The sequence below is a fragment of the Lawsonibacter sp. JLR.KK007 genome (genome assembly GCF_036941135.1).
In the GTDB taxonomy this organism is placed as follows: domain Bacteria; phylum Bacillota; class Clostridia; order Oscillospirales; family Oscillospiraceae; genus Lawsonibacter.
In genome coordinates this window covers 79507-103728 of record NZ_JAYWSY010000001.1, presented here as the reverse complement: position 1 = coordinate 103728, position 24222 = coordinate 79507, and the positions used below count along the sequence as shown (strand labels likewise).

At 38.0% G+C, this 24222-nt stretch carries 27 protein-coding genes and 11 tRNA genes; all 38 read left to right on the top strand.

All coding sequences use genetic code 11. The features are described from left to right. The first annotated feature begins 1 nt into the window (after position 1). Positions 2-3160, top strand: coding sequence for a hypothetical protein (locus tag VV088_RS00635; RefSeq protein WP_217959357.1), 3159 nt, complete (start codon positions 2-4; stop codon positions 3158-3160). 166 nt (positions 3161-3326) lie between these two features. Beyond that, complete coding sequence (locus VV088_RS00630; RefSeq protein ID WP_217959358.1) at positions 3327-3545, top strand: hypothetical protein; 219 nt, start codon at positions 3327-3329, stop codon at positions 3543-3545. Between the two features lie 13 nt (positions 3546-3558). Beyond that, positions 3559-4194: an ATP-dependent Clp protease proteolytic subunit gene (locus VV088_RS00625; RefSeq protein ID WP_217959359.1), complete on the top strand. Its 636-nt coding sequence runs from the start codon at positions 3559-3561 to the stop codon at positions 4192-4194. Positions 4195-4208: 14 nt separating this feature from the next. After that, positions 4209-5036, top strand: coding sequence for a PhoH family protein (locus tag VV088_RS00620; protein ID WP_217959360.1), 828 nt, complete (start codon positions 4209-4211; stop codon positions 5034-5036). Between the two features lie 38 nt (positions 5037-5074). Next, positions 5075-5257: a hypothetical protein gene (locus VV088_RS00615; protein WP_217959361.1), complete on the top strand. Its 183-nt coding sequence runs from the start codon at positions 5075-5077 to the stop codon at positions 5255-5257. Positions 5258-5288: 31 nt separating this feature from the next. Further along, positions 5289-6485: a hypothetical protein gene (locus tag VV088_RS00610; protein ID WP_217959362.1), complete on the top strand. Its 1197-nt coding sequence runs from the start codon at positions 5289-5291 to the stop codon at positions 6483-6485. A gap of 8 nt (positions 6486-6493) precedes the next feature. Further along, positions 6494-6763, top strand: a complete 270-nt coding sequence (locus VV088_RS00605; RefSeq protein WP_217959363.1) for an HU family DNA-binding protein — start codon at positions 6494-6496, stop codon at positions 6761-6763. A 33-nt stretch (positions 6764-6796) separates the two neighbouring features. After that, positions 6797-6871: transfer RNA gene (locus VV088_RS00600), tRNA-Phe, on the top strand. Between the two features lie 121 nt (positions 6872-6992). Then, positions 6993-7067: transfer RNA gene (locus VV088_RS00595), tRNA-Glu, on the top strand. Between the two features lie 183 nt (positions 7068-7250). Beyond that, on the top strand, positions 7251-8000 hold the full coding sequence (locus tag VV088_RS00590) for a class I SAM-dependent methyltransferase (protein ID WP_217959364.1): 750 nt from the start codon (positions 7251-7253) through the stop codon (positions 7998-8000). A gap of 87 nt (positions 8001-8087) precedes the next feature. After that, positions 8088-8164, top strand: a tRNA-Met gene (locus VV088_RS00585). Positions 8165-8374: 210 nt separating this feature from the next. Further along, positions 8375-8450, top strand: a tRNA-Thr gene (locus VV088_RS00580). A gap of 84 nt (positions 8451-8534) precedes the next feature. Next, positions 8535-8610, top strand: a tRNA-Ala gene (locus VV088_RS00575). A 5-nt stretch (positions 8611-8615) separates the two neighbouring features. Further along, positions 8616-8691: transfer RNA gene (locus tag VV088_RS00570), tRNA-Lys, on the top strand. A 43-nt stretch (positions 8692-8734) separates the two neighbouring features. Beyond that, positions 8735-8821, top strand: a tRNA-Leu gene (locus tag VV088_RS00565). 178 nt (positions 8822-8999) lie between these two features. After that, positions 9000-9075: transfer RNA gene (locus tag VV088_RS00560), tRNA-Cys, on the top strand. Positions 9076-9148: 73 nt separating this feature from the next. Then, positions 9149-9222 (top strand) — tRNA-Gln (locus tag VV088_RS00555). Between the two features lie 21 nt (positions 9223-9243). Further along, a complete protein-coding gene (locus VV088_RS00550; protein WP_217959365.1) occupies positions 9244-9474 on the top strand; it encodes a hypothetical protein in 231 nt (76 codons plus the stop codon). A gap of 9 nt (positions 9475-9483) precedes the next feature. Next, positions 9484-9568: transfer RNA gene (locus VV088_RS00545), tRNA-Leu, on the top strand. Between the two features lie 99 nt (positions 9569-9667). Further along, positions 9668-9737: transfer RNA gene (locus VV088_RS00540), tRNA-Pro, on the top strand. Between the two features lie 76 nt (positions 9738-9813). After that, on the top strand, positions 9814-10236 hold the full coding sequence (locus VV088_RS00535; RefSeq protein ID WP_217959366.1) for a group I intron-associated PD-(D/E)XK endonuclease: 423 nt from the start codon (positions 9814-9816) through the stop codon (positions 10234-10236). Between the two features lie 20 nt (positions 10237-10256). Next, positions 10257-11312 carry a hypothetical protein gene (locus tag VV088_RS00530; RefSeq protein ID WP_217959367.1) on the top strand — a complete coding sequence of 352 codons (1056 nt, stop codon included), beginning with the start codon at positions 10257-10259 and terminating at the stop codon, positions 11310-11312. Further along, positions 11309-12949 (top strand): hypothetical protein, encoded by a 1641-nt coding sequence (locus VV088_RS00525; RefSeq protein ID WP_217959368.1) that lies wholly within the window; start codon positions 11309-11311, stop codon positions 12947-12949. The genes VV088_RS00530 and VV088_RS00525 overlap by 4 nt, the downstream gene beginning before the upstream one ends. Before the next feature lie 17 nt (positions 12950-12966). After that, the gene (locus tag VV088_RS00520) at positions 12967-14502 is read left to right on the top strand and encodes a hypothetical protein (protein WP_217959369.1); all 1536 of its coding nucleotides are present in this window, start codon (positions 12967-12969) and stop codon (positions 14500-14502) included. Between the two features lie 102 nt (positions 14503-14604). Further along, positions 14605-16002, top strand: coding sequence for a hypothetical protein (locus tag VV088_RS00515; RefSeq protein ID WP_334598949.1), 1398 nt, complete (start codon positions 14605-14607; stop codon positions 16000-16002). Positions 16003-16024: 22 nt separating this feature from the next. Further along, complete coding sequence (locus VV088_RS00510) at positions 16025-16603, top strand: hypothetical protein (RefSeq protein ID WP_217959371.1); 579 nt, start codon at positions 16025-16027, stop codon at positions 16601-16603. A 35-nt stretch (positions 16604-16638) separates the two neighbouring features. Then, positions 16639-17712, top strand: coding sequence for a hypothetical protein (locus VV088_RS00505; RefSeq protein ID WP_217959372.1), 1074 nt, complete (start codon positions 16639-16641; stop codon positions 17710-17712). A gap of 33 nt (positions 17713-17745) precedes the next feature. After that, positions 17746-18270, top strand: a complete 525-nt coding sequence (locus tag VV088_RS00500) for a hypothetical protein (protein ID WP_217959373.1) — start codon at positions 17746-17748, stop codon at positions 18268-18270. Positions 18271-18283: 13 nt separating this feature from the next. Then, positions 18284-18700 carry a hypothetical protein gene (locus VV088_RS00495; protein WP_217959374.1) on the top strand — a complete coding sequence of 139 codons (417 nt, stop codon included), beginning with the start codon at positions 18284-18286 and terminating at the stop codon, positions 18698-18700. Between the two features lie 14 nt (positions 18701-18714). Next, positions 18715-19482: a hypothetical protein gene (locus tag VV088_RS00490; RefSeq protein WP_217959375.1), complete on the top strand. Its 768-nt coding sequence runs from the start codon at positions 18715-18717 to the stop codon at positions 19480-19482. An 11-nt stretch (positions 19483-19493) separates the two neighbouring features. Further along, positions 19494-19985, top strand: a complete 492-nt coding sequence (locus tag VV088_RS00485) for a hypothetical protein (RefSeq protein WP_217959376.1) — start codon at positions 19494-19496, stop codon at positions 19983-19985. Further along, on the top strand, positions 19985-20713 hold the full coding sequence (locus tag VV088_RS00480; RefSeq protein WP_217959377.1) for a hypothetical protein: 729 nt from the start codon (positions 19985-19987) through the stop codon (positions 20711-20713). Before VV088_RS00485 ends, VV088_RS00480 begins: the two co-directional genes overlap by 1 nt. Positions 20714-20756: 43 nt before the next feature. Then, positions 20757-21560, top strand: a complete 804-nt coding sequence (locus tag VV088_RS00475) for a hypothetical protein (RefSeq protein WP_285829473.1) — start codon at positions 20757-20759, stop codon at positions 21558-21560. 23 nt (positions 21561-21583) lie between these two features. Next, positions 21584-21922: a hypothetical protein gene (locus VV088_RS00470; protein WP_285829472.1), complete on the top strand. Its 339-nt coding sequence runs from the start codon at positions 21584-21586 to the stop codon at positions 21920-21922. A gap of 56 nt (positions 21923-21978) precedes the next feature. Next, entirely contained in the window at positions 21979-22548 is a 570-nt protein-coding gene (locus tag VV088_RS00465) for a RusA family crossover junction endodeoxyribonuclease (RefSeq protein WP_285829471.1), read from the top strand. Position 22549: 1 nt separating this feature from the next. After that, complete coding sequence (locus VV088_RS00460) at positions 22550-23194, top strand: hypothetical protein (protein WP_285829470.1); 645 nt, start codon at positions 22550-22552, stop codon at positions 23192-23194. Between the two features lie 69 nt (positions 23195-23263). Beyond that, the gene (locus VV088_RS00455; protein WP_217959381.1) at positions 23264-23671 is read left to right on the top strand and encodes a hypothetical protein; all 408 of its coding nucleotides are present in this window, start codon (positions 23264-23266) and stop codon (positions 23669-23671) included. Between the two features lie 57 nt (positions 23672-23728). Then, on the top strand, positions 23729-24178 hold the full coding sequence (locus tag VV088_RS00450; protein ID WP_334598947.1) for a hypothetical protein: 450 nt from the start codon (positions 23729-23731) through the stop codon (positions 24176-24178). Positions 24179-24222 lie beyond the last annotated feature (44 nt).

The following is a 24222-nucleotide window of genomic DNA, read 5'->3' as shown; positions in this document are numbered from 1 at the left end:
AATGCTTGAGAATGGGGTGAGAATACCGTCCCTTGATGGAAAGGACATTTTTGTATCGAATAATTGTGTTAATCAAAAGATCAACGAAAATGGAAAGCCAATCGGATATAGGCTCAGAAGCCAAGCAGGAGTTTTGAATCTTGGACGGTTTATCAACACATTAGATTACAGCCTTGATCTTATTAAGATGCAAGAAGTGTTTGCTCAGATATGTCCGAGTGAACAATTTTCGTTCTACCAAAACAAAAAAGATTATACTTACAGGGTCATTAATGTGACATTTAAGTATAGCAATAAACAATATAACAAGGTTCAAAAAGGCGATAAGACATTTTACATTTTACATAAGTATACTTATGATGATTTAGTATTCCATGATTGTGTGGCTTTTGCAGATGGAGAGTTGGCAGGAGTTGAGGTTGGTTCCCCTGTAGAAAATGCTATTCCAGAAAGTGTGTATGGTACAGCGTTTCAATTTGATGGTAAAACATATAAGGCCAACAGCAATATTCAGACAATTAACAGTGTTGCGAATATTCGAGAAGAATTGTACAAAAACGGATTTTACTGTGACGGTATTAAGTATGTGAGATTTAAGCGCAGCGCCGGATCGAGTCGTGTTGGTAAATGTCTGTTTATAGATGAGCGGTTGTATCCTAAAATGCACAAGTGGGAAATGTGTGGAATTAAGGTGAAAGAGGGACAAGACATTGATCTGGCTGCGCTGGAGCCTTATATTGCACTCACGCTGAGTAGTATTGTAGATACAATTCAACTTCGTCCAGAAAACATTTTGGTGGTCGATGATTACAAGAGTGTATTCCATGATAAAGCTGCTGCTACTCGTTTTGTTGATGGAAGGCTTGTAACCAACATTGAAGATGTTGAGATTTCAAACAGCATTTGGGATGGACAATCGTTGATGGATCGGAGTGTGTTCTTGAAGTTTCAAGAACGCCAGCGGCAGAATATGCCAGAGGCCAGAGAACATGGTATGCTCTTGTTGCGTAGTAGATTTTTTAAGTCGTGCTGTTTTAACTCTAACATTCAAAAATGGTTTGCTGATAACGGGATTACTAATGTAAGTCAGCTAAATGGAAAGACAAGGGCAACACAAATTGAGGATATTAAACTGATCACTACCCCAAGTTCTATAAAGTATGTCAAATTTGGAACATTAGATGAGTGGTTAGATATTTTGGAGCCTACGTTTGGTGTTGTAAAATATGAAAAGCCGACACACTTTTTTAATGGTAGGATGGTACAGACACATTATCAGTTGTTGAATACGCTCCAGATGACATATGAGGAAGTTGAAGCACTGGTTAAACCATCTCTGGATTTTGCAAGATTAATTAAAACTGATCCTGCTGCTCTTAGATTTCAAATTAGCTATGCGTATCGTTCTCCTGATCAGATTCATTATACTGAAAGCATGGCTTCAAAGAATGATGTAATCTATACAATGCTTGGTATTACTGATAAGTTTACAAAAACTAAAATGTATGTCGAGTTTTGTAATGATTTAATCAAAGCCTTTATTAAGAATTTAAGATGTGGACATATTCTCATTCAAGGAAACTATAGTACATTATGTGGTAATCCTATTGAGATGTTAAAACAAGCGATTGGTACGTTTGATGGAACTTCTGTTATTGAAAAGAAAACAGTTCATTCAGTTCGTTTTAATGATGGGGTAGAACTGCTTGGGTGTAGAAGCCCACACGTAACAATGGGTAATGTTCTTTTAACCAAAAATGTATTACGTGATGAGATCATACGTTACATGAATCCCACAAATGAGATTGTATATTTGAACAGTATTGAAGAAAATATACTGGAACGATTGTCAGGTGCAGATTTTGACAGCGATACTATGTTGCTATCAGATAATCAAATTTTAATTAAGGCAGCGAAGCGAAATTACGATAACTTCCCCGTTCCTACTAAATTGGTAGAGGGAGAAGCCCATAAGCGAAAGTATACAGATGCGGAAAAAGCTGATTTGGATATTAAAACAAGTGTAAATAAAATTGGTGAGATTATTAATCTTTCACAAGAGTTGAATTCTATTTTGTGGGATAGATTGCATAATGGAGCAAGTATTGAGTCCGTAATGAGTTTGTATTGTGATATTGCTCAGTTAGATGTTATGAGCAATCTGGAAATTGATTCAGCAAAAAGAGAAAATCCGGCAGACAATACGTTCGAGTTACAGTGTTTAAAGAAAAAGTACGATGTAAGAGATAATAAGAATAGACACGTCAGACCAATGTTCTTTAAATATATTGATGGATACAAAGGGTATCGGGATGATTATTACATATATCGTGAAGAAGATGATGAATTTGTCAAAAAGTGTGTAGTTGGAAGTTATAAAGAAGTTAGAGCAATTAAAGAGAATGATGAGAGTATTTGTGTTGAACGTGGAAGAATGTCATATGTAAAGTACGCAACAAGCATGGATTATTTAGAATCTTGTATTAACAAGTTTAAGATGCCAAGAAAGCGCAAGAAATTAATGTCTTATATTCTGGTAGATGAAAGTGAAGTGGATGGAAAGTATAGCAAGTTGCAAGAAACAAGGATCGTAGATAGCGCAAGACAACTTCGTGAAGATACGAAAGGCGTTTGGGGTGATGAAAATTATTCAAGTAAGGAAAAAAGAGAACGTACTATTGATTTAAGAAATAAGTGGATTGCAGATGTTCAGCAGATTGCAATTTCAGATAAGACTATTCATCATATTCTCTTTCATCTTGAAGAGGACTATAGCGATATAGAACGACATTTGTTTTTGCTCATGATGGATGGAGAAAACTATCGAATGAAGCGTAGCGTATATAATGTTCTTCAGGATAGTAGTACACCAATTCCTCTTTTGAGTGAGTGTAAGAATGGGGAAATTCAGATTTATGACTATACATTCAGAAAGGAGTTAGCGTCCATGCCTTATGATGATCAAGATAATTTCAGAAAGTACGTTAAAGACTTTCTTGATGAATATGGATTGCAAGTTGCTTGGTTTGCAAATCATGTAAATTATGTTCCGAGACATTTTAGTTCATTTATAAATGGAAACTTGAATATTTCAAAGTCAAAAAGGATTGAGATATATCGTAAGATAATTGAATACAAGGATAGAATTAGCGGATTTTGATTTTGTGGAGTTTGAAGTCCATAAAATACTTTTGCAAACCCTTAGAAAGTGCTGTATTATAGAGGTTTTTGATTTCTACTAAGTGTGCAGAAGGGATAAGAACGAAAATGACTGTATTACAGCACTTTCTTAAATCCTCAAATTTATATGAAAAGGACTGAGAAAATTGATTCCTATTACAAAACCTGAGTCGCAGCGGGTGCGTGAAGTGTACCCAAGGGCAGAGATTGTCCGTACTTGTGTTCAGAAAAGTAAGCGTCATCATTATTATCTGCCAGAAGCAGAAAAATATCTGCGTCTGATCATGGATTCTAATGCACGTGCTGCTTCTATTTGTGAGCAGATTGATAAAGAGCGTGAACGCAAGCGCAAATATCGTCATTGATTGGAGGGACAATATGACTAAGGGATTTTACGACTTTGACTTTGATGTGGATGATGGTGTAATCGCCAAAAATTGGGGGGTCGATGAAGTTTTCTATCTGCGTAATTTACGTAGTAGGAAATTGTACTTATCTGATGACATTGACGAGTGCATTATTGATTCGATTGTTCGCCATATTTTACAATATAATGCGGATGATAAGGATATTCCTGTGGAAGAACGCAAACCAATTTTACTGTATGTATCGTCTAATGGAGGTTCGATTGATCCGGGATTTGAACTGGTGGATGTGATTCTTGAGAGTAAGACACCTGTTTATACAATCAATCTTGGCTATCAGTATTCTATGGGATTCTTGATTGGCCTCGCTGGACACAAGCGTTATGCTTCTAAGACAGCTAAGTTCCTTATGCACGATGGTACAAATTTTGTTGTCAATTCTGGTGCAAAGGCACAGGATCAGATGGAGTTTAATAAGCGAATTGAGCAACGAATTAAAGAGTATGTGCTTTCTCGCAGTAAAATTACTTCTGATGAATATGATAGCAAGTTGCGTGTTGAGTGGTATCTTTTTGCTGATGAAGCTAAAGAGAAGGGCTTTTGTGATTATATCATCGGAGAGGATTGTTCGCTTGACGATATTGTGTAAGGGTGGTTGATTATATGGATGAATACCGTGGATTTCAGGAGATAACTTCTGATGATGAACGGTTGCCTACTTTTTATAGTGATTTAACCAATAATATTTTTGGTTGCCGCCAAAATGAACATATTATTGTTTATGACACAGATGGAGTTGCGAAAGATTTCTACCGCTGGGATGGAACAAAGTATGCTCTGGTTGGATATAAGGTGATCAAGAATGATTATACTGGCAATGTTAGGCCAAGAAATCCGCAACAGCGGTTGGCTATTGATATGCTATACAATCAAGATATTACAGTGAAAATTCTTGTTGGCAAGTTTGGAACTGGCAAAGATTATCTTATGTCATCTGTTGCATTGGATTTGGTAATGCAAGGTAAGTTTGATAAGATTATGTGGGTTCGGAATAATGTAGAGGTTAAGAACTCTAAGCCTCTTGGATTTTTACCCGGAGATGCTTTTGATAAGTTACTTCCTTTTGCTATGCCTCTTGCAGATCATGTTGGTGGTAGAGATGGATTAGAGAGATTGATTAGCAACCAGCAGATTGAGGTAGAGCATTTGGGATTCATTCGAGGCCGTGACATAAAGAATACCATTATTATGTGCAGCGAGGCAGAAAATATGACTAAGGAACACGTTCAACTGCTTCTTGGTCGTGTGGGCGAAGGTTCTGCACTATGGCTTAATGGTGATTATAAACAGACAGATCATAAGGTATTTACAGAAAATAATGGGCTTATGATTGCTGTTGACCGTCTTAAAGGCCATCCGAAATTCGGCTTTGTCAAATTGGTTAAGACAGAGCGAAGTGAAACTGCTGCAATGGCAGATTTACTTGATTGATATAACCATAAATACAATTATGAAAGAGGTATGCTAATATGATTAAGAACTTTATTTGTGATAATTGTGACCACTATCTTGTTTGTGAGAAGTTAAAGCCTCTTATGAAGTTTCATGATAGTGCAAAGAAAGACCTTTTGATTACCTTGACTATGGAGGACTGTGCCGATTATGCCCCGGACGCAGATTCTAAAGGCAAGGAGTCTGAAGATACAGAGTAAATATTTTGGATGAAAAATCATCCAGAAGGGAGTGGTAGACATAGAACAGGCAGAATTTTTAAGCCGACAGTTTGATTTACTCCTTGCTCGTTTGGATGATCCTGCTATTGAATGGCAGGATATAGCCGATTTACGCTCTGAGTACACGGGTGAGAATGAACACCGTGATACAATTCGCAAAGGCTCAAAATTATTTTATGAGTATTTGCAAGCTGGTTGGATTAAAAATCCTGAAGAGAGTTCTACGACCGCTACATCAAAAGTTACTAACCAGCTTCGAGAGTTGAAAAAGGAGCGTACAAAACTCCAAACTGAGAAGTTGGAATTAAATCGTTGGTTGCGTGAAAACGCACGTGATGAATTGATTGTTGAGCATATTTGTCAGGCAATCAATGAGTTGAAGCCATTGAGTATACCAGAGGCAATTCATGCAGAGCCGTCTGATCGGGCTGGTATTCTTGTGTTCGGCGATGAACATTATGGAACTGAGTTTGAAATTCGGGGGTTGGGTAATGAGATAATTAATGCCTATAGTCCAGAAATCTTTGAAAGTAGGATGTGGAATTTGCTTGAGCAAGTCGTTGGCATTGTACGAAAAGAAGGATTTTCAAAGATATATGTATATTCAATGGGAGATTTTGAGGATGGCTTATTGAGAGTCAAGCAACTGATGCAACTTAGATATGGAGTTGTTGAGGGGACAGTTCGTTATGCTGATTTTATTACTAATTGGTTGAATGAGTTGACAAAGTATGTTGAAGTTGAGTTTCAGATGACTAACGGAAATCATACTGAACTTCGTATGCTTGGACAGCCAAAGGGTACGTTTACAAAAGAGAATATGGGTCTTGTAGTAGACGCTATGATCAGCACTCGTCTTGCTAACAATCCTAACTTTACTTTTGTCAAAAATCCTACTGGATATATTTATTCAAATATTGTTGGGTTTAATGTGATGGGTATTCATGGCGAAGTAAAGAATATGGAACAGGCTATCAAAGACTTTTCTCATATTTATAATGTCCAATTAGATTTTTTGATCGCTGGACATAAACATCACGCTTGTAGCGAGACAGTAGGCATTAACAAAGAAGTGGTCAATGTACCAAGCATTATTGGGGTTGATGATTATTCCATATCTATTCATAGAACGTCAAACGCTGGTGCAACATTCCTTGTATTGGAAGCAGAAAAGGGTAAGACCATAGAATATGCAATCAAATTATGAGGTGTGCTATGAATAGAAATGACTTGATTGCTGATATTGCTGTACGTACAGGAAAAACAAAAAAGGATATATCTGAGGTAGTGGCTGCATATGAGGATTCTATTGTGGCTGCTGTTAGCCGGGGAGATTCTGTTTCTTTACATAAGTTTATGAAAATTGAACGTAAGATGAAGAATAGACATTCGGCGTATGACTTTAAGAATAAGCAGCCTATTGTTATTCCTGAACAGGAGTGTATTGAGATTCGTCCGGGTACGGCACTTACAGATTGTTTATGATGGGATGGGAGGCCAACAACCTCCCTCCGATACGGGGAGATAGCTTAACGAGTAGAGCATTTGGTTGAAGCCCAAAGGGAGATGGTTCGAGTCCTTCTTTCCCCACCAAAAAATTTTTGAGAAATTTTCAAAAAGCCCTTGACAATAACAAGAAATACAACTATAATAGATAATGTCAGGAGGACAAAGACCTGACAAAAGAAAACGCCTAATAACAACAAATACAAATGGCGCATTGGTCAAGTGGTTAAGACACCGCCCTTTCACGGCAGTAACACGGGTTCGACTCCCGTATGCGTCACCAGAGCCGTTTTGAGAGCAAATGTTCAGTTGGGTCAGCTAAACTTGAGATGTGCCGTATGGGTTATCGTTAAGCCTTATGACTGTGGATAGACACTAAAATGTAATATCATTCCGATGTGATGCCGTGTCGGTTAATGCAGAGAGAAACTGTACGGCGTAAAACAAAATAAAAGGTAGATGTAGAATGACTCCGATTGCAAATATGAATGTTTATAATGACGGAATGAGAAAGAGTATGTTGGATAAGATTTGGTTCTTGGACAAAATTGATGGCGGCATTGATACAATTTATGATTATGGATGTGCAGATGGATCATTGTTGAAGATAGTTGGAGAAATTTGTCCAAGCATGAAATTGATTGGATATGATATTAGTCAGGAAATGATTGATATTGCCAAACAGAATGTTCCTAATGCTGATTATCTGTCAACTAATCCAAAATCAGATTTGCATAATACTATTCTTAATGCTTCGTCTGTATTTCATGAAATTCATGCGTATTCATCTGACATTGAATGGGATTATGGAAATATTTTTAATAGTGGTGCTACATATATTGCAATTCGTGATATGTTTTATTCCAAGCGTTCCTGTCATCCGACAAATTCTATCCAGTTAGCAAAGGTTCTTCAGCATGAAAACCCAAATAAAGTATCAGAGTTTGAGGCGTATAATGGCCTGTTGGTAAACAATAAAGATTTTTTACATTACTTACTGACATATCGGTATGTTGAGAATTGGGATAGAGAAGTTCGTGAAAACTATTTTCCTCATAGTATTGAAGAATTTCTAAGCAAAATTCCTCGCCAGTACGAAATCGTGTTTTATGAACATTATACATTACCATTTTTGCGAGATAGAGTTTATGAAGATTTTGGATTTACATTGAATGATCCTACACACGCCAAGATACTATTAAGGTTGATTGGATAGGTGTTGATATAGAGCAGATGGATATATAGGACATGAAAGTTTTGTGGTATCTAATCATGTAGCAATAAACCACCATCTGCTAAATACTGCGGGGTAGAGAAGTTGGTCATCTCGCCATCCTCATAAGTTGGAAATCACTGGTTCGAGTCCAGTCCCCGCAACCAGTATGGTATGATCAACCAGCCTCCCACCGAAATTTGCAATAGAACGGGAGAGCGGTGTGGGAACTATATAGTGCCAATTAAATGTAGCGTAGTTTAAAATCTGATGTAATTCTTGGGGTGGGTGTGGTGTGGTTAAAGTACCGTTCGATTCGGTTGTCAAACATCAGGAGTTTAGTTAGACCACATGAATGACTAAATACTATGCTATATGCTGCTGTAGCACAATAGGTAGTGCAACGCACTTGTAATGCGTAGGTTGGGGGTTCGAGTCCCTTCAGCAGCTCCACTCAAGTATTAAGGGTCTGGATTTTTTACGGCAGTTAGTCAGACTTAAATAAGGAAACGCCGCTTTACTTAATACTTGATTTATGGGGTCATAACTCAGTTGGTAGAGTGTCTGCTTTGCAAGCAGGAAGTCCGGGGTTCGAGTCCCCGTGGCTCCACCAGATATACGCCAGTAACTCAGTTGGTAGAGTAACGGCCTTTTAAGCCGTGAGTCGTGGGTTCAAGCCCCATCTGGCGTACCATTAGGTGTTTCGCTGCCTGAAATGCGAGACTTTAATCCAAGATGCTGGTATGATGGAATTGGCAGACGTGGCAGACTCAAAATCTGTTGGTAGCAATACCGTGTGGGTTCAAGTCCCACTACCAGCACCAGATAAAGAAAACTCTGTGGTCAGCAGAGTGCGCCGGGTTGAACGAAGGGCGCAGTTGTGGGAGTAGCGGAGAAATACTTTGGACTACAAATGCCGGGAGGTGAAGAAGCCAAGGGAAAGCGGCTTCAATCGACAATGCGTAATCTCAAGTAATTAATAGTCCTGAAAAATCAGGACATGACATTGTAGCCAAGATTGGTAAGGCAGTAGTCTGCAAAACTATGATCGTGGGTTCAAATCCCACCAATGTCTCCATATCCCGTATAACAATGGTCTTGGTTCATCTCACTTTTAGCGAGGGCGGCTTGCAACGCAGCGGGATTTATATAGGGGTATAGCCAAGCGGTAAGGCTGGGGACTTTGACTCCTTGAGCGTAGGTTCGATTCCTACTACCCCTGCCATAATTTTGAGGTGGTTGAGTTATGAGAAAGAAAATAGAAGAAACGACTGAAAAGATTGTGAAAAGTATTCCTGCATCTGATAATGGTGCTGGTGTATTATGTGTAACAAATTCTGGTCAGAAATATCAAATTAGTCAGAATGTAGAAAGAAAGAAGTTTACATTATGGCAAGTGGTTAATAAGGGGTTTATAAAGATTAAAACTGCAAATTCGCCAGTTGATTTATACGACCTTGTTCCTTGGGAGAAATAAAGTAAATATGCTGCTGTGGTGGAATTGGCAGACACAAGGGACTTAAAATCCCTCGCTATTAGGCATACGGGTTCGATCCCCGTCAGCAGTACCAGCCGCCTTGGGTAAGCGGCAAACAAATCTCCTTTCTTTGCTTTTCGGGTGCTGACGGTGGGAATAGACCACTACTGCCGTGTAAGTGCGGCTTTATATAGAGGGTGTAGTGTAATGGCTAACACGCTTGCCTTGGGAGCAAGAGTAGCGGTTCGAGTCCGACACCTTCTACCAAAATGCCAACGTTTTTACTGATCGAAAGATATGGTAAGAGCGTTGGTATCTTTATTTATAAGGGGATGAAAGATGAATAGTAAACGAATTGGAAATATCGGAGAAGCAAAAGTTCTCGCTAAATTTGTTGAAATGGGTATCCCTATTTATATTCCGTTTGGTGATGATGAGAAAGCTGATCTGATTGCTGAGTTTGATGGAAAATTAAACAAGATTCAGGTGAAAACATCCATTAAATCAAAAAATGGATGTTCAATTTTTGATTTAACATCATCAACGGCGCATAGAACAAATGGTGAAAGAAGGAAGTATTTAAATTCCGAGATTGACTATTTTGCTTTATATAGTCTTGATAGAGACAAAATATATTTAATGAAGGTTCCAGATAATCCTATGTCAGCAATTACTATTCGATTTGAGGATACAAAAAGTGGGATGAAAAGTAGAGTTAATTATGAATCTGACTTTTTGATTGAAAATGTTCTAAAAATATAAATTTCAAGTGAGGTGGCAGTATGGCAAACAGATCAGGCAGTTTAACTACTGCCAAAAAAATATGTTCTACTTGTGGAGAAGAAAAAACTTTAAAACGAGGGTTTTATCGAAGCTACAATCCATTACATAAAGATGGGTATATACCTATGTGTAAGGAATGTGTGATTAAAGCGTGTGCTAATGAAGATGGAACTGCAAATGATGAAAAAGTTTATCTCATTATGCGTCAATTAGATAAGCCTTTTATAAAAAAGGAATGGGATCAAACTGTTAGTCAATACGGTATTGATTCGTCTGCAAGTTTAATCGTTGGAAAATATCTTACAAAGATTAATTCGTTACCCCAATTTAAAATGTTAGATTTTGAACAAGGTGAGAAATATAGTCAAGCGGCTCAAAGCGATAATGCTGTTGGAAGTTCTTGGCGTAAAACAAATCAAAACGAAAAAGTATATTATTTGAACGATGAGGAATTTGAAGTAAGCGAGGAAATGATTAGGTTGTTTGGAGAAGGATATACCTCAAAAGAGTATCAAACAATGCAACGAATTTATGATGATACTAAGCAAGATTATCCGAATATTTCAAGCAATCAGAAAAACTTACTTTTACGTTATGTTCGTTTCGCTGCAAAGGAAGAAATCGCAACAAATTCCGGCATTATTGCTGATGCTGAGAAATGGTCTAAACTGACTACCGAAGCACTCAAGCAATTAAATTCCATTGATGTACAAGGTGGTGTGACGTGTTTTTCTGAGTTCTTTCAAAAATTTGAACGTGTAAAAGACGTAACAAGGATTTTGCCACAGTTTAAATATCGACCAAGTGATGCGCCAGATTTTATTATTTGGTGCTATATAAACTATTGTCGTAGGTTGGAGGGAAAACCAGAAGTCCCATATGAGGATGTTTACAAATTCTATGATGAAAAGGTAGCCGAGTATGTTAAGCAATATGGTGATCCGAACCATATTTTTACTGATGATCCAACACTAACTAATCGTGAAAAAATTAAGGAGTTTATTGAGTTGCCGCCAGATTATTATAGCGACAATGATGATCAAATCGAATTATGACATTAGAAGAAATTAAAAAATGTGATGATTTTGCAAGTTGGTGGATGTGGTATCCAGACTTGGCATTAGATTTGATGGCTCCCGCAGAGGGAAGTATTAAATTACATTTAGATCAGCGAGTTTTTATGAGGGCTGGCGCACGATTTTTTAGTGAACATGGTTGTTTTAATCGAGGCTATGGAAAGACGTTTTTAGAATTTGCAACGATGGTCGTAGTTGCAATTCGTTATCCTAATATTGAACTGTCTTTAACAGCACAAACAAAAGAGAACGCTGCCGCATTGTTGAAAGATAAGTATACGGAGTTAATTCGTTATTACCCAATGCTGGAAAATGAAATAAAGAAGTCCAGCTTTATTAAAGGTGACGCTCTGATCGTTTTTAAGAACGGTGCAAGAATTGATGCTTTAGCTAACGCACAAACCAGCAAAGGCCAGCGTAGAAAGCGTATTAGCATCGAAGAATCTAACTTGATGGATAATGTTATTTTTGAAGATGCTCTTGAACCTGTTGTTGAAGTTGGTCGTACTACTTGCGGTAAATTAGCAATCGTCAATCCAGAGGAAATGAATCAGCAGATTAATTTTTATACTACTCCCGGATTTAGGGGTTCAGATGAATTTAACCGAAACCTTGCAATGTTCCACGATATGCGGGATATAAAGGGTAAAATTGTATTAGGTTCAAACTGGATGCTTGGTTGTTGGTATGGTCGTGGTTCAAGTAAAAGAACTATTTTAGAGAAAAAGAAAAATATGTCCTCTATTGCTTTTGATATGAACTACGGTGGGAATTGGGTAGGTAGTTCAACAGGTGCGTTGGTAAATATCAACCGTTTTATGAATTGTCGGACTCTTACAGAGCCAATATTAAGCAGCACAAGTGATGACGATGAGTTCTATTTGGCAATGGACGTTGCACGTTCTCAGAACAAGAATAATAACCAGTCATCTATTGCAGTTGGTAAGGTTATAAGAAACTCTGATGGTAAAATTACGGAGATTCAGTTAGCAAATATCATTCATGTTTCAAATATGCTGAACTTTGGAACTCAGGCTTGTATTGTCAAGCGTGTCCGAAAGAGATATAACGCCAAGATTGCTGTTGTCGATGGCAATGGCTTGGGAACTGGATTGATTGATAAACTGATGGAAGAAACATACGATCCTTTAACTGGAGAAACATATCCAGCTTGGGACACGATCAATACTGATGCTGTTCCTGATGCAAAGAAAGCCGATAAATGCCTTTATGATCTCAAGGCTCAGTCTTGCCAAACAATGATTTTGACAAATTTCATTGATATGATTGATTCTGGCATATTGAGATTTTTAGAGAGTAAAAATGGCGGCGACTATGCTATTAAGGATAATGATGATTTAAATTCAAAAGTTATGCCTTTTGTACAGGAGGAATTGTTCTTCCAAGAGGTTGGTAATTTAAAACTTCTTCAGAGTGGTAAGAATCTGTCCGTTGAGAAAGTTGTAAGTAAGTTTGATAAAGACCGTTTCTCTGCGGTTGCTTATTTGCTTTACTATATTGTAAAAGTAGATGATAGTGGAAGTAAATCAAATGTTGACATTAAATCATTTGCCGAACGGTTAAAAGCGTTGAATCGTAGGCCAAGAATGTATTAAGAAAGGACGGTGATATAATGCCAGTAACAAAAGTAATTTACTCAAGTTTGGATTATGACAAAGATGTAAAACGTTTTGAGGAAACCGAAAATGGCAAAAGCCGTCTTGACTTAGCGGGATTCAAACGATTGATGATTCATGATTTGTGTACAAATACTGATGTTCTGAAGTCTCATAAAATTAAAGGCTATTCTTTAGAACGAATTGCTGATGCGCTTGAAAATCCAACAAGCAATCCTATGATGTTAATTGAGATAAGCCATTATCTCATGTATACTTCACAATTCTATATGCGTTTGAATAACTATTTTGGGAAAATGGGACTGTTTAATTACAATATTGATGTGTATGACGTTAAAGAGAGCGAATTGGATAGTGAAGAAAAGCAAATGAAATTGAGGGACGCATATGCAAATGTGTGTTCTGAATTTGAAAAGATGGGTTTCAAACATGAAATGTTAAAAATCATGAGTGTTCTACCCATGCAGGATGTATTTTATGGATTGATTTTTGAAGATAGTTCAGACTTTTTTGTTTTGTCAATCAATCCGTCTATTTGCAAGATTTGTCAGGTACAAGATGGCGTGTTTAATTTCAAGATACAATTAAGCGGAATTAACCCGTTGCATATTGGTTCATATCCTGATTATGTCAAACAGGCATATTTAGATTACCGAAATGGAAATTCTTATTTTGATGGATGGTTTGTCCCACCAGCAGATAAGCAGATGTGTTTTAAGTTTAATGAAAACTCTATTACTCCGATGCCATTTTTGCTTGGACTTATTAAGGATATTTTGGACTTAGATACATACAAGAAATTGAAATTGCAGAAAGCAAGGGTTGATAATTATAAGGCTATTGTTATTGAAATCCCTATTGATGAGGATGCTGTAGACAAACCGTTGCTTACAGATGAAACTTTGGCTGTATTTGCAGAAATGAACAAAGCAAATATGCCAGAAGATGTTGGATTGATTCATGCTCCCGGAAAGGCCACAGCAGTTAGCTTTAAGGACAATGCGAATACTGCGAATAATCTGAGTGATGCTATTACTAATTTATATGATAATGCTGGTGTCACAAAAGAGTTGTTCAATAGCGGATCATCTGCGACGGCAATGAAAATGTCGATTGAGAATGATGCCGCTTTTATTTATGGCTTTTATCGGCAAGTAGAACGTGTATTTACACGGTTCATTAAACTGCGTAAGTTCAATAAGCCACAATTTAAATTTGCATTGAGAATACAAGATTCTACTGTTTTTAATCGAAATGATGTGGCTGATGCTATGCTGAAAGCGGCTCAAAATGGAGAGCCGTTTAAGATTGATTATGGTGTTGCTCTTGGTAAAAGTCCGAGTAGAATTATTGGTTCACTCTTATTAGAAAATACTGTACTCAAGTTGCATGAGAAATTTGTACCATTGCAAACTTCTTATACTGCTACTGGAGATGAAATTACAGGTCGCCCTACAAATGAGAGTAAGGGGCAGGATATTGATGAGAGTGGTGAAATTACAAGAGATAATGAGACAAATCTTAATCGTTAATACCGTCCATTGGGCGTTATTAAAATATAAAGAAAGGCGGTGATGGGGAAAGTGGGTCATGAACGAAATAGGTTGCCAGTGTCGTTTACGATCAATAGCTGTGTGGATACTGAAGATTCTCGTTTTCTTGCCATAACGATTGATGTATTACACACAGGATTGAATTTTAATGGCAATATTTTTGACAAAGAAGTGGTTGATGCAAATGCCGATAGCATCATGAATACTCCAGTGTTGGGGTATATCGCTCTGAATCCAGACGGAGAGTTAGACTTTCAGGGTCATGAGTATAAAGCTGTTAAGAGTAATGATGGTACAGATTATGTATATGCTGGTTCTGCCTATGGTGTAATTCCAGAGTCATGTAACTATCGTTGGATTGAAAAAGTTTGTTCCGATGGAATTTGCCGTGAGTTCTTTCAAGTTGATGCCCTATTGTGGACTAAATTTGATGATGCAATTACAATTTTTAATCGTGATGGCGGTAAGCCTCAGAGTATGGAACTTGAACTTTCTTCAATCACTGGCGAGGAAAACGATGATGGGACATTTACATTCACTGGCTTTAAGTTTGATGGATGTTGCCTGTTATCTTCAACAGATGATCGTATTCAGCCAGCAATGATTGATAGCAAGGCTGTTCCAAAGGAATTTACAGCGCATACTATCGCACAAGAGATTAAGGATAAGCTGACTGAGTATAGCATGACTGTTGAAAAGTTAAATGAAAATAGTGAAAAGGAGGCTGGAGAAATGCCTAAAATTCCTGATACAAATTTCACTTTGAATTTAATGGAGCAGATTGATGAGATTTATGCTGTGCTGGGCGAGAAGAAATATCGTGACAGTTGGGGTTATGAATGTTCTCAATATTGCTTTGTTGATGTTCAGAGTGATGAGATTATTGTGATGGATCGTGCTGACCATTATGGATTGTATGGTATGAAGTACACTATGGATGGCGACAAGATTACTATTGATTTTGCGTCTGCTTGTCGTAAAAAGACTACTTATTCTGATTTCGAGGAAGGCGCAGAAGATGCGGAGCAGTTTGTGTTTGAAAAAGCAATGTCCGATTTTGCTACATATATGTCTGCACAGATTGATGCTGCAAATGAAAGTAAAGATACTGCCGAGGCTAATTATAGTCAGGTTAAGAATGACTATGATGAGATGAAACCTAAGTATGATGCTTATGTTAAGGCAGAGGCCGAGCGTGAGAAGGCTGCTGTGGATGCCGCAAAGGATGCAGAGTTTAAGCAGTTTGATCAGCATTTAAGTGATGTTGCTGAATACACCACACTCAAAGAAAAGCGGGATGAGTATTCTTTGGAGGAAATTCAGGCTCAGTGTGCCGTGATGTTTACAAAGAAGAACTTGAACGCTAATTTCAGTCGTAAGACTAAAGAGGCCGCTCCTATGGTAGCGGATGTATTTGAGCAGACCCCTAAGGCAGAAGTTAGTTCTCGCTATGGTGTGCTGCCTACAAAGAAACAATAATTGAAAGTGAGGTAATATGACTATGGATAAGAATTATACTGTTGTGGAAACTTCCAAGATTGCTGCTGTTCGTGGTGGCGGTCATTTGCACAGTCTGATTGCCGATGTGGATGTGGAGAATGGTCACATTTGTTATGTGGGCGATTTGGCTACTGATATTGATGGTGTAGAAACTCATGAATATGAGGCTCCTACTACTGCTTTGATTAATAAGCGCAAAGTTGTTCTGGTTGCAAATCCTGAGTGGGATTATGATGAGAGTCGCAAGAGCAATCAGGCTCTTTCTAATTATATTAATGAGGCTGGGCGTCCTTTTAGGGCTTATGACTTATTTGCTGAGGATCAGTATTCTGTTTCTGTGGGTGCTTTTGACGTTGCTGATGAGTCTGAAATTGCTGTTGGTAAATATGTTATTGCACAGCATGGAAAGGATACGTTGAAGGTTGTCGATGAGTCTGGTATTGCTGATCAGGGTTTCTACGCTCAGATTACAGGCGTAAAACTTCAGCGTGGTTTTGGTTTTACTACTAAGAATGGCACTACTTATGGTCGTTCATATAATATGTATTTGCTGCGTGTCATTCGCAACGATATTGTTTAATTGAATGTTTAATTTAGAAAGCGAGGTATGTGAATATGGCTTGTGATATGAGTAAGCTGGCTAATTTCTCTACTGAGAAGCAGCAGTTGATCGCCCTTGGTGTTGATCATTATACTGGTGATCTTGGTAATTATGTTGCTGGGAATGTGGATACCAGTAATCGGAGCATGGATGATGAAATCCGTGACCGTTTTGAGAAAGAAATTCTGCATGGTGAGAAGTACAATTATCGTACTTATCGTAAGTATAAGAACGATATTTATGAAATTCTTGAAACCACTCTTGATCAGACTTTGCCGGAGGGCTGGAAAGAGAATGAATTCTTTGATCGTTTTGTTGAGACTATTCGTGTTGACTTAGGTGATAAGAATGAGTTCTACGCCGAGGACAATGGTTACTTTGTGGTATCTAAGTTTAGCGGTAATCATTGGGATACCAACCGTGAGCGCATGGATTTAGGGGCTGAGTTTAGTGTTGAGACTACTTGGTGGGACGTGCATTTTTACAATGAGTTTGAGCGGTTCATGAAGAACATTGACTCTTGGGCTAAGTTGCTGGATAAGGCTCGTAAGTCCTTCTTGCAAGCGTTCCAGAGTGCAGCGTATGTGGCATTTACCAATATGAGCGATCTTGTGCCTGATGGTTTTACTGGTCGTGGTGCGTTGTCCACCGATACTGAGCGTGATGAGCTTCTGACATTGCTGGATAAGGTGTCTGCTGCCAATAATGGTGTGAAGCCTATTATTGTTGGTACTGGTGCGGCTTTGCGTAAGTTGCAGAAGAATATTGATGAGAATTGGATTCCTGAGTCTGCCAAGGAGCAGCGTAATCGTAATGGCGTTATTTCCAGTTGGGAAGGTTACGATCTGATGCCTATTCCGCAGGTATTTAAACAGGGTACGTTTGACTTTGCTCTGTCCAGCACTCGCTTGATTTTGCTGGCAAATAATGCAAAGCCCATCAAGTTTGTGTTTGAGGGCGATTCCCGCCTGAAGGAAATTACCGATAGTCGTGAAAACATGGATATGACTCTTGAGGGTCAGATTCAGGTTAAGGCTGGTCTGGCTGTTATCTATGGCGGGATTGTTGGTGATTGGGAGTTGGCTTAATCTAATAATAAATAAAATTTGGGAGGCGTTTTAATGGCACAGGATATTGAGAATAAGGTGAAAACCGAAATTCCTGATGGGGCAGCTTCAAAGAAAGTTGCTCCTGCCACTTCTACCACTTTGAATGATGATACAAAGGTTTCTGTCAAGTCGCTTGTTCCTGCGGTATACTACACTTGTACAACGACTTTTGAGAGTTTTGCTTGGGTGGAAGTCGGTGATATTCAGGAGATGACTTACAAGCAACTTAGGATGATGAAAACTAAGCATCCAAGGTATTTTAATGATAAGTGGTTGCTGCCCATTGATAAAAATGTTGTTAAGAAATTAGGTCTTGATAAGGTTTATGCAAACAACATGAATCGTGGGGATATGCGGAAACTGTATGGGTCTGATGTGAAAGAGGTCGAGGAACTGCTTTCCGGGTTGAGCAATGATGCTAAGACTGGATTGACTCATAAGGTTGAGGATGCTGTTAAGAATGGTAAAATTGAGAACGTAAAAATCATTCGTTGCCTTGAAAAGCATTTAGGTGTTGAGTTAATGCAGTATGTGTAATGGGAGGTGAGCCATGAAAGGTACACCTTTTACAGTTCTTTACGAAAGTGTTCTATCAAAAATTAAAGACTATGACTTCTTGAATCTGGAAGAAACCGATATTTATGAGGTTCTTTCAGATTATTTGCGTCCAGCGATTGCATCTTTTAGGGGATGCAAACAAGATTTGAGTAAAAGGAACAAAAGGAAGTTTGAAGTCACGTTGACGGATACTGAAATTGAAATATTGGCTAATTACATGGTAATTGCTTATCTTGACAGTAACTATATTCGTGTTCCTCTTGCACTTAAACAGACACTTTCAAGTAAGGACTTCAATGCTTTTTCGCCAGCAAACCAATTAGAAAAAATGGTTGCTATGCGTGAAATGTATCGAAAAGATAACGAAACCTTATTGTCTCGTTATCGTTGGATTAAACAAGATATGTAAGGAGGTGATTGTCTGTGGGAGGTTATCAGAATTTTCTTCGTAGAATGAACGCTGGTGGTAATACTATGCGAAATGAGCAAATTGAAAACTCGTTGCACTTGGTACGACATACTTTCGCAGACGATCCTTCTTATATTCCAGATGGGGTACAAGTCTGGAATAGTGAACGAATTTTGCATCCAAGGATTTATCAGGAAACATATCGTTCAACTTCTCCTGAACAGGCACAAATTCAAACGATGATACATGAGCCTATTTATAAGGGTGATGTAATTCCTTGGCCTGAACATGGTTATTGGATGTGCCTTGAGGCTAACAATTTACATGGTATTCAGTTTGAGGGGACTTTACGATTCTGCAATCACTATATAAAATTCTACTCTCCGCTGAATCATGAGATTGTTGAATACCCTGTAAGCATCTTGAACTCTACACAGTATGGCAGCGGCGAAACTGAGCGTTATGATGATGAATTGAAAATGACGGTTGGTACAACGCAGATGCTTATGTACATTACATATGATAAGCATACTATTTTGATTGATAATGGTGTTAGGTTTTTGGTTGACCGTAATCAAGTCAATCCTACAGCATACGTTGTCAAACAGGCTGACACTGTATCATATTCAGATGCTAACGAGCATGGATTTATTGCGTTCACTTTGTATGAAGATCAGTTTAATCCGAAGGTTGACAACAAAGAATTGATGATTGCAGATTATGTTCCTGATCCTGTTGGAACAGGCGCAGAGTTAGAGACAAAGACCGATATGTGGATTTGAGGTGAAATGATATGGCTTTATGCAAAGAATTGACCGAGTACAGAAGCAAGATTATGAAATTGCTTTGCAGCGATCAGGAAATTGTAGACCTGATAACTGATACGCCTAATTCTGCAATTCCAGATCGGTCTTTGATGTACAAAAATATTTTTCCATATGCTTATACTCCTGATGTAACGAAAGATACAAATAACTACATTTGTTTTAGGATTTATATTCCAGAAGTGCAAAACAAGACATTTAAAACTGTAAATATTGTTTTCTATATTTTTTGTCATCAAGATAATATCCGCACCAGTAATGGGCTGCGGCCTGATTTAATTGGAGAAAGATTAGAGACATTGTTTAATGGTTCGATGGATTTGGGAGTTGGTCGAATGAAGTTGTATGGAATGGATGATATTAGTCCTGCTTCAACTTTTCATGGTATTGCTCTGGAATATACGGTGTCGGAGTTTAATCGTCCGACAATCAATGGTGATCTGAGGTCTGGTGCTAAGTAATGGTACAGAAACCTAATTTACTTCGTATCAGCGATTATGAGATAAATGATAAAATCGCAGTTCATGTACCAACCGTGAATGAGATTTTTGACTTTGGAGATCAGAAGTATTATAGCATTGTGCAAACATTGATAGCTACGCCATTTGATTTAATGGTGGAGTTAGATGATATAGGGATTGATTATGAATCAATTACTAATTATCAGTTATTTCTTTTGATGATGGAGTCTATTGCGGCAAATGAGGAAAATACAGAAATCCTATTTGGCAATTTGGATTTGAAAAATTTCAAAGCTGCCAAAAACACAAAAAATGGCGAACGTGTATTTTATGATCCTACGAATGATATTGTGATTGACCAAATGATTGCGCTGGAGATATGTAATGCAATTCGCAAAATACATTTTTGGGAAGCACCTCTTGGACAGGCTGGTAATAATGAGGCGAAAAGGTATCTGATTGAACGCAAACGACTAAAAAAACAACGACTTGCAAAGAAACCATATAAATCTTTTCTGGAGGGTATCATTATTTCTTTGGTGAATACTGAGGAATTTAAGTATAACTATGATACTGTGATGGATTTGAGTATATACAAACTAAATGCGAGTTGGCGACAAATTCAGAAGAAAAAGCATTGGGAACAAACAATGAACGGTGCTTATTTTGGTACGGTAGATTTGAACAAAATTGATCTCGAAAAATTAAGTTGGCTGTCACCAGATTAATGTCTGGTGCTTTTTTATTACAAAAATAAAGGAGGACGATAATATGTCTGTTAATGTGAATGACCTGTCTATTACAAGTCTTGAGACTATTATGGCTTTCGGTATCAACGGTGGTACTCATCGGTTTACTCTGGATGAATTGCAGAACGCTACTATTGCCAATAGTCAGGACAACACCGCTCTGACTGGTAAGGGTGGTCGCACCATTGGTCAGTTGAAGCGTAATAAGTCTGTTACTGTGTCTGGCACAAATGGTATGGTGTCTATGGGTCTGGTTGAGGTTGAGGTTGGTTCTGCTGGCGAACACAAGACCGCCACTCCTGTCAAGATTCCTGATTATCTTACTGTGAATAGCAACAAGGCTACTACTAATTTTAAGGCCGTGGGTACTGCTGGCAATGAGATTCAGGAAGTCATTGTTAAGAACGCTGATAGCACTATCAATAAGCGTCTGACTCAGGATGCTACTGCTGCTACTGGTAAGTTTGCTTACGATCCTGCTACTAAGGAACTGACTTTTGCTGATGGTGAGATTGCCGATGGTACGTCTATTGTTGTGTACTATACTCGCAATGTCGAGGGTGATGTTGTTTCCAACATCTCTGATAATTATTCCGAGACTGTTGAGATGTATGTAGATGCTCTGGCTGAAGATAAGTGTCACAATATTTATCATGTTCAGTTCTACATTCCTTATGCTGACTTTACTGGCTCTTTCGATCTTGCTATGGGCGATAGTCAGACTACTCACGGTTTCGAGGCTACCAGCTTGGCTTCCGCTTGTACTAATGGTGGCACTAAGTTCTGGGATATGACTGTGTTCGGTGAGCAGGAGGACGCTGCGTAATTTGATTTGTGAGGTGATTTGACATGGCGGCACGTGCTATTCCATGTAGGGTATGTGGCAAAATGTTCGTCCCTTGTAATAAACCAAGTGCTGTGATTGGTGCTTTTAATTATCATAGTCTTGCGTGTAGTCCTGAGTGCGGCGCAGAATACTTGCGCCGTGTTCAGGCCGCAAGGCAGGAGTTCGCTGTCGAGAAAGCCCCGGACGCAATAGTGTCTACGGATGAAGCAAAGGCAGAGGATGAGACTGTGAAAGAGACACCAAAGCGCACACGTGGCAAAAGACGTGAGGCAAACATTATTGAAGATGCCATGAATATTGACAAGCAAACTGTCGAGGATGTTTTAAAAACAGAAAATTAAAAATGTGGGAGGGTGAGTATAATCCCCTCCTTCATTTACTCTTATGGAGGAATGAGATGACTTTAAATTTGGTATCGGAAATTCCCCCATCTGTAAATCATTATTTGGCATATCGTGCAATTATACGAAATGGTAAGCCACTGGCTATGAGTTATAAAACGCCAGAAGCTACACGGTATCAAACAAGATTCGCAAGGTATGTTACTAAGCAAGTAAAAGAACAAGGATGGGATTTGATTCCGAATAAAACACAACATTTTTATGTGGATTGTGTATTTTATTTCCCACGTGTTGACATGGATTGCAACAATTATTTTAAGTGTATGCTTGATGCTATTACTGATAGTGGGAAAATTTGGGTTGATGATAATGTTGTTTGCGAACGTGTAAATGGCATTTATTATGATGCAGAAAATCCAAGAGTAGAAATACAAATTACGCCAGTTGACTACATAGGTATATTTGATAATATATCTCAATTAGAAAAATTTGAATCTAATTGCATCGGTTGTAGTAGATACAAACGAAATTGTAGTATTTTGCAAAAAGCGAAAGACGGAAAGATTCAAGCCGAAATTCAAGATTTCACTTGTTGCAAATATAAATCAAAATTGAAGGAGAATTGATATGAATAAAATTACAAAGAAGTCTGTTAATGCGCTGATGGACATTTATAAGAATCATAAGACTAATGTTGTACTTACACTTACTGATCCTGATAATAAGGATGCTGTTTTGATGGAGATTCCCATTAAAAATGAAATGAGCGTAGATGAGCAAGGTGCTTTTGTTGATCGTGTCGTAAATGCTTGTTTTGATTCAAATGGCGATTTTATTCCTCAAATTTTGGATGCTGTATTTATGATCACTTTACTCCAGATGACTACGAATGTACCCGTATTTGAAAAGTCTCTTACTCTTGATGATGGTAGCACCGAAGATGTTCTGGATATTGATAAGACGTATGAACTTTGTAAGGCAATCAATCTTGTTGCCAATGTCAAGGATAATTCGTATCAGCAGTTGATTCAGGGGCTTCGTCAGATGGTATGTGATAAGTTGGAATATCGGAAGCAGATGCAGTTTAGTCAAGAGCGGCAGATTTTGACTAAGGCCAGAGAGGAAATTGAAAACGGTGTTGCCATGTTGGTTGCTACTGGTCAGCAACTTATGGAAACAATTTCTCATGTTGGAACGGCTGCGGATATGACTGAGGCACTGAAGAATATGAACTATTCTGAGTTGGTGTCTACTGTGTTGAGTTCAACATAACAAAAAATACAATCATATATTGACTTCGCTTGTTTTTGATGATATAATAGCATCATGGAGGTGCTTATTATGTTTAAAAGAATTTTATCTGCGATATTTGTGGTTTTTGTATGTTTCTCGTTTGCTGGCTGTAGTGGAAATGATGAAGATAACATTGTTGGCACATGGGTAGTTTCGGAGTATAGTGATGGAGAAAATATTATAAGTACAGATGAGATTGGTGATATATACGGGGAAACAACCTATGAGTTTAACAAATATTCTTTGATATTCACTAAATCTGGAAATCTAAAAATAATTAAGCCAGATTTTCAGGGAGGAACGATTGAAACAAGTTGCTCTTATACAGTACAAGATGGATATGTTGAAGTTGTTGATCCAGATAATTCGATAAATTTTGAACTTGTAGAATATAATAACGGAAAAATATTTTTTGAGGTAACAACTGGATTAATTGTGACATTGACAAAAAAATAAATTTTATTAAGAGTAATCGTCTTTGGCGGTTGCTCTTTTCTTATGTGGAGGTGTTCTATGTCTTTAGATAAGATAGTTGCTGGCCTCGATCTCACAAAGATTAAAGCACCTTCAGGACTAACATATGCACAAGAACTTGTTCGGGCTGCAAACCTATTGCGAGATTGTATCCAGTCAAGAATAAATCGTGGTAGTATGGGTAGTTGTTTATCAGCTGCTGATATTGCTGATATTAAAGTTGATGGTATGAGATTATCTTGCACATTAAAAGTTCAAAATGCAATTCGCCCATCTATTTTTAATAAATGGAACCAGTCAAATGCAAATGTTTTTTGGCTGTTGAATGATGGTTATACAGTAAAAAAGCCAGTTTGGTTCAAGAATATACCGAATTTTGGCTATCGTGTAGCAGAGAGATTTGTAGAAGAAGGAATACAAGAGTTCAACTCAAAAAATGATCTTGGGATTGAAATAACGGTTATTCGTCCGCTTATGTATTACGGATAAGATAAAACAATAGCAATTAACAGCCCTCGTCAGAAATGGCGAGG

Excerpts from the sequence above, each read along its gene's own strand:
- VV088_RS00635 (WP_217959357.1), top strand. The coding sequence starts at position 2 with ATGCTTGAGAATGGGGTGAGAATACCGTCCCTTGATGGAAAGGACATT.
- VV088_RS00625 (WP_217959359.1), top strand. The coding sequence starts at position 3,559 with ATGACTAAGGGATTTTACGACTTTGACTTTGATGTGGATGATGGTGTA.
- VV088_RS00620 (WP_217959360.1), top strand. The coding sequence starts at position 4,209 with ATGGATGAATACCGTGGATTTCAGGAGATAACTTCTGATGATGAACGG.
- VV088_RS00615 (WP_217959361.1), top strand. The coding sequence starts at position 5,075 with ATGATTAAGAACTTTATTTGTGATAATTGTGACCACTATCTTGTTTGT.
- VV088_RS00605 (WP_217959363.1), top strand. The coding sequence starts at position 6,494 with ATGAATAGAAATGACTTGATTGCTGATATTGCTGTACGTACAGGAAAA.
- VV088_RS00590 (WP_217959364.1), top strand. The coding sequence starts at position 7,251 with ATGACTCCGATTGCAAATATGAATGTTTATAATGACGGAATGAGAAAG.
- VV088_RS00550 (WP_217959365.1), top strand. The coding sequence starts at position 9,244 with ATGAGAAAGAAAATAGAAGAAACGACTGAAAAGATTGTGAAAAGTATT.
- VV088_RS00535 (WP_217959366.1), top strand. The coding sequence starts at position 9,814 with ATGAATAGTAAACGAATTGGAAATATCGGAGAAGCAAAAGTTCTCGCT.
- VV088_RS00530 (WP_217959367.1), top strand. The coding sequence starts at position 10,257 with ATGGCAAACAGATCAGGCAGTTTAACTACTGCCAAAAAAATATGTTCT.
- VV088_RS00525 (WP_217959368.1), top strand. The coding sequence starts at position 11,309 with ATGACATTAGAAGAAATTAAAAAATGTGATGATTTTGCAAGTTGGTGG.
- VV088_RS00520 (WP_217959369.1), top strand. The coding sequence starts at position 12,967 with ATGCCAGTAACAAAAGTAATTTACTCAAGTTTGGATTATGACAAAGAT.
- VV088_RS00510 (WP_217959371.1), top strand. The coding sequence starts at position 16,025 with ATGGATAAGAATTATACTGTTGTGGAAACTTCCAAGATTGCTGCTGTT.
- VV088_RS00505 (WP_217959372.1), top strand. The coding sequence starts at position 16,639 with ATGGCTTGTGATATGAGTAAGCTGGCTAATTTCTCTACTGAGAAGCAG.
- VV088_RS00500 (WP_217959373.1), top strand. The coding sequence starts at position 17,746 with ATGGCACAGGATATTGAGAATAAGGTGAAAACCGAAATTCCTGATGGG.
- VV088_RS00495 (WP_217959374.1), top strand. The coding sequence starts at position 18,284 with ATGAAAGGTACACCTTTTACAGTTCTTTACGAAAGTGTTCTATCAAAA.
- VV088_RS00485 (WP_217959376.1), top strand. The coding sequence starts at position 19,494 with ATGGCTTTATGCAAAGAATTGACCGAGTACAGAAGCAAGATTATGAAA.
- VV088_RS00480 (WP_217959377.1), top strand. The coding sequence starts at position 19,985 with ATGGTACAGAAACCTAATTTACTTCGTATCAGCGATTATGAGATAAAT.
- VV088_RS00475 (WP_285829473.1), top strand. The coding sequence starts at position 20,757 with ATGTCTGTTAATGTGAATGACCTGTCTATTACAAGTCTTGAGACTATT.
- VV088_RS00470 (WP_285829472.1), top strand. The coding sequence starts at position 21,584 with ATGGCGGCACGTGCTATTCCATGTAGGGTATGTGGCAAAATGTTCGTC.
- VV088_RS00465 (WP_285829471.1), top strand. The coding sequence starts at position 21,979 with ATGACTTTAAATTTGGTATCGGAAATTCCCCCATCTGTAAATCATTAT.
- VV088_RS00460 (WP_285829470.1), top strand. The coding sequence starts at position 22,550 with ATGAATAAAATTACAAAGAAGTCTGTTAATGCGCTGATGGACATTTAT.
- VV088_RS00455 (WP_217959381.1), top strand. The coding sequence starts at position 23,264 with ATGTTTAAAAGAATTTTATCTGCGATATTTGTGGTTTTTGTATGTTTC.
- VV088_RS00450 (WP_334598947.1), top strand. The coding sequence starts at position 23,729 with ATGTCTTTAGATAAGATAGTTGCTGGCCTCGATCTCACAAAGATTAAA.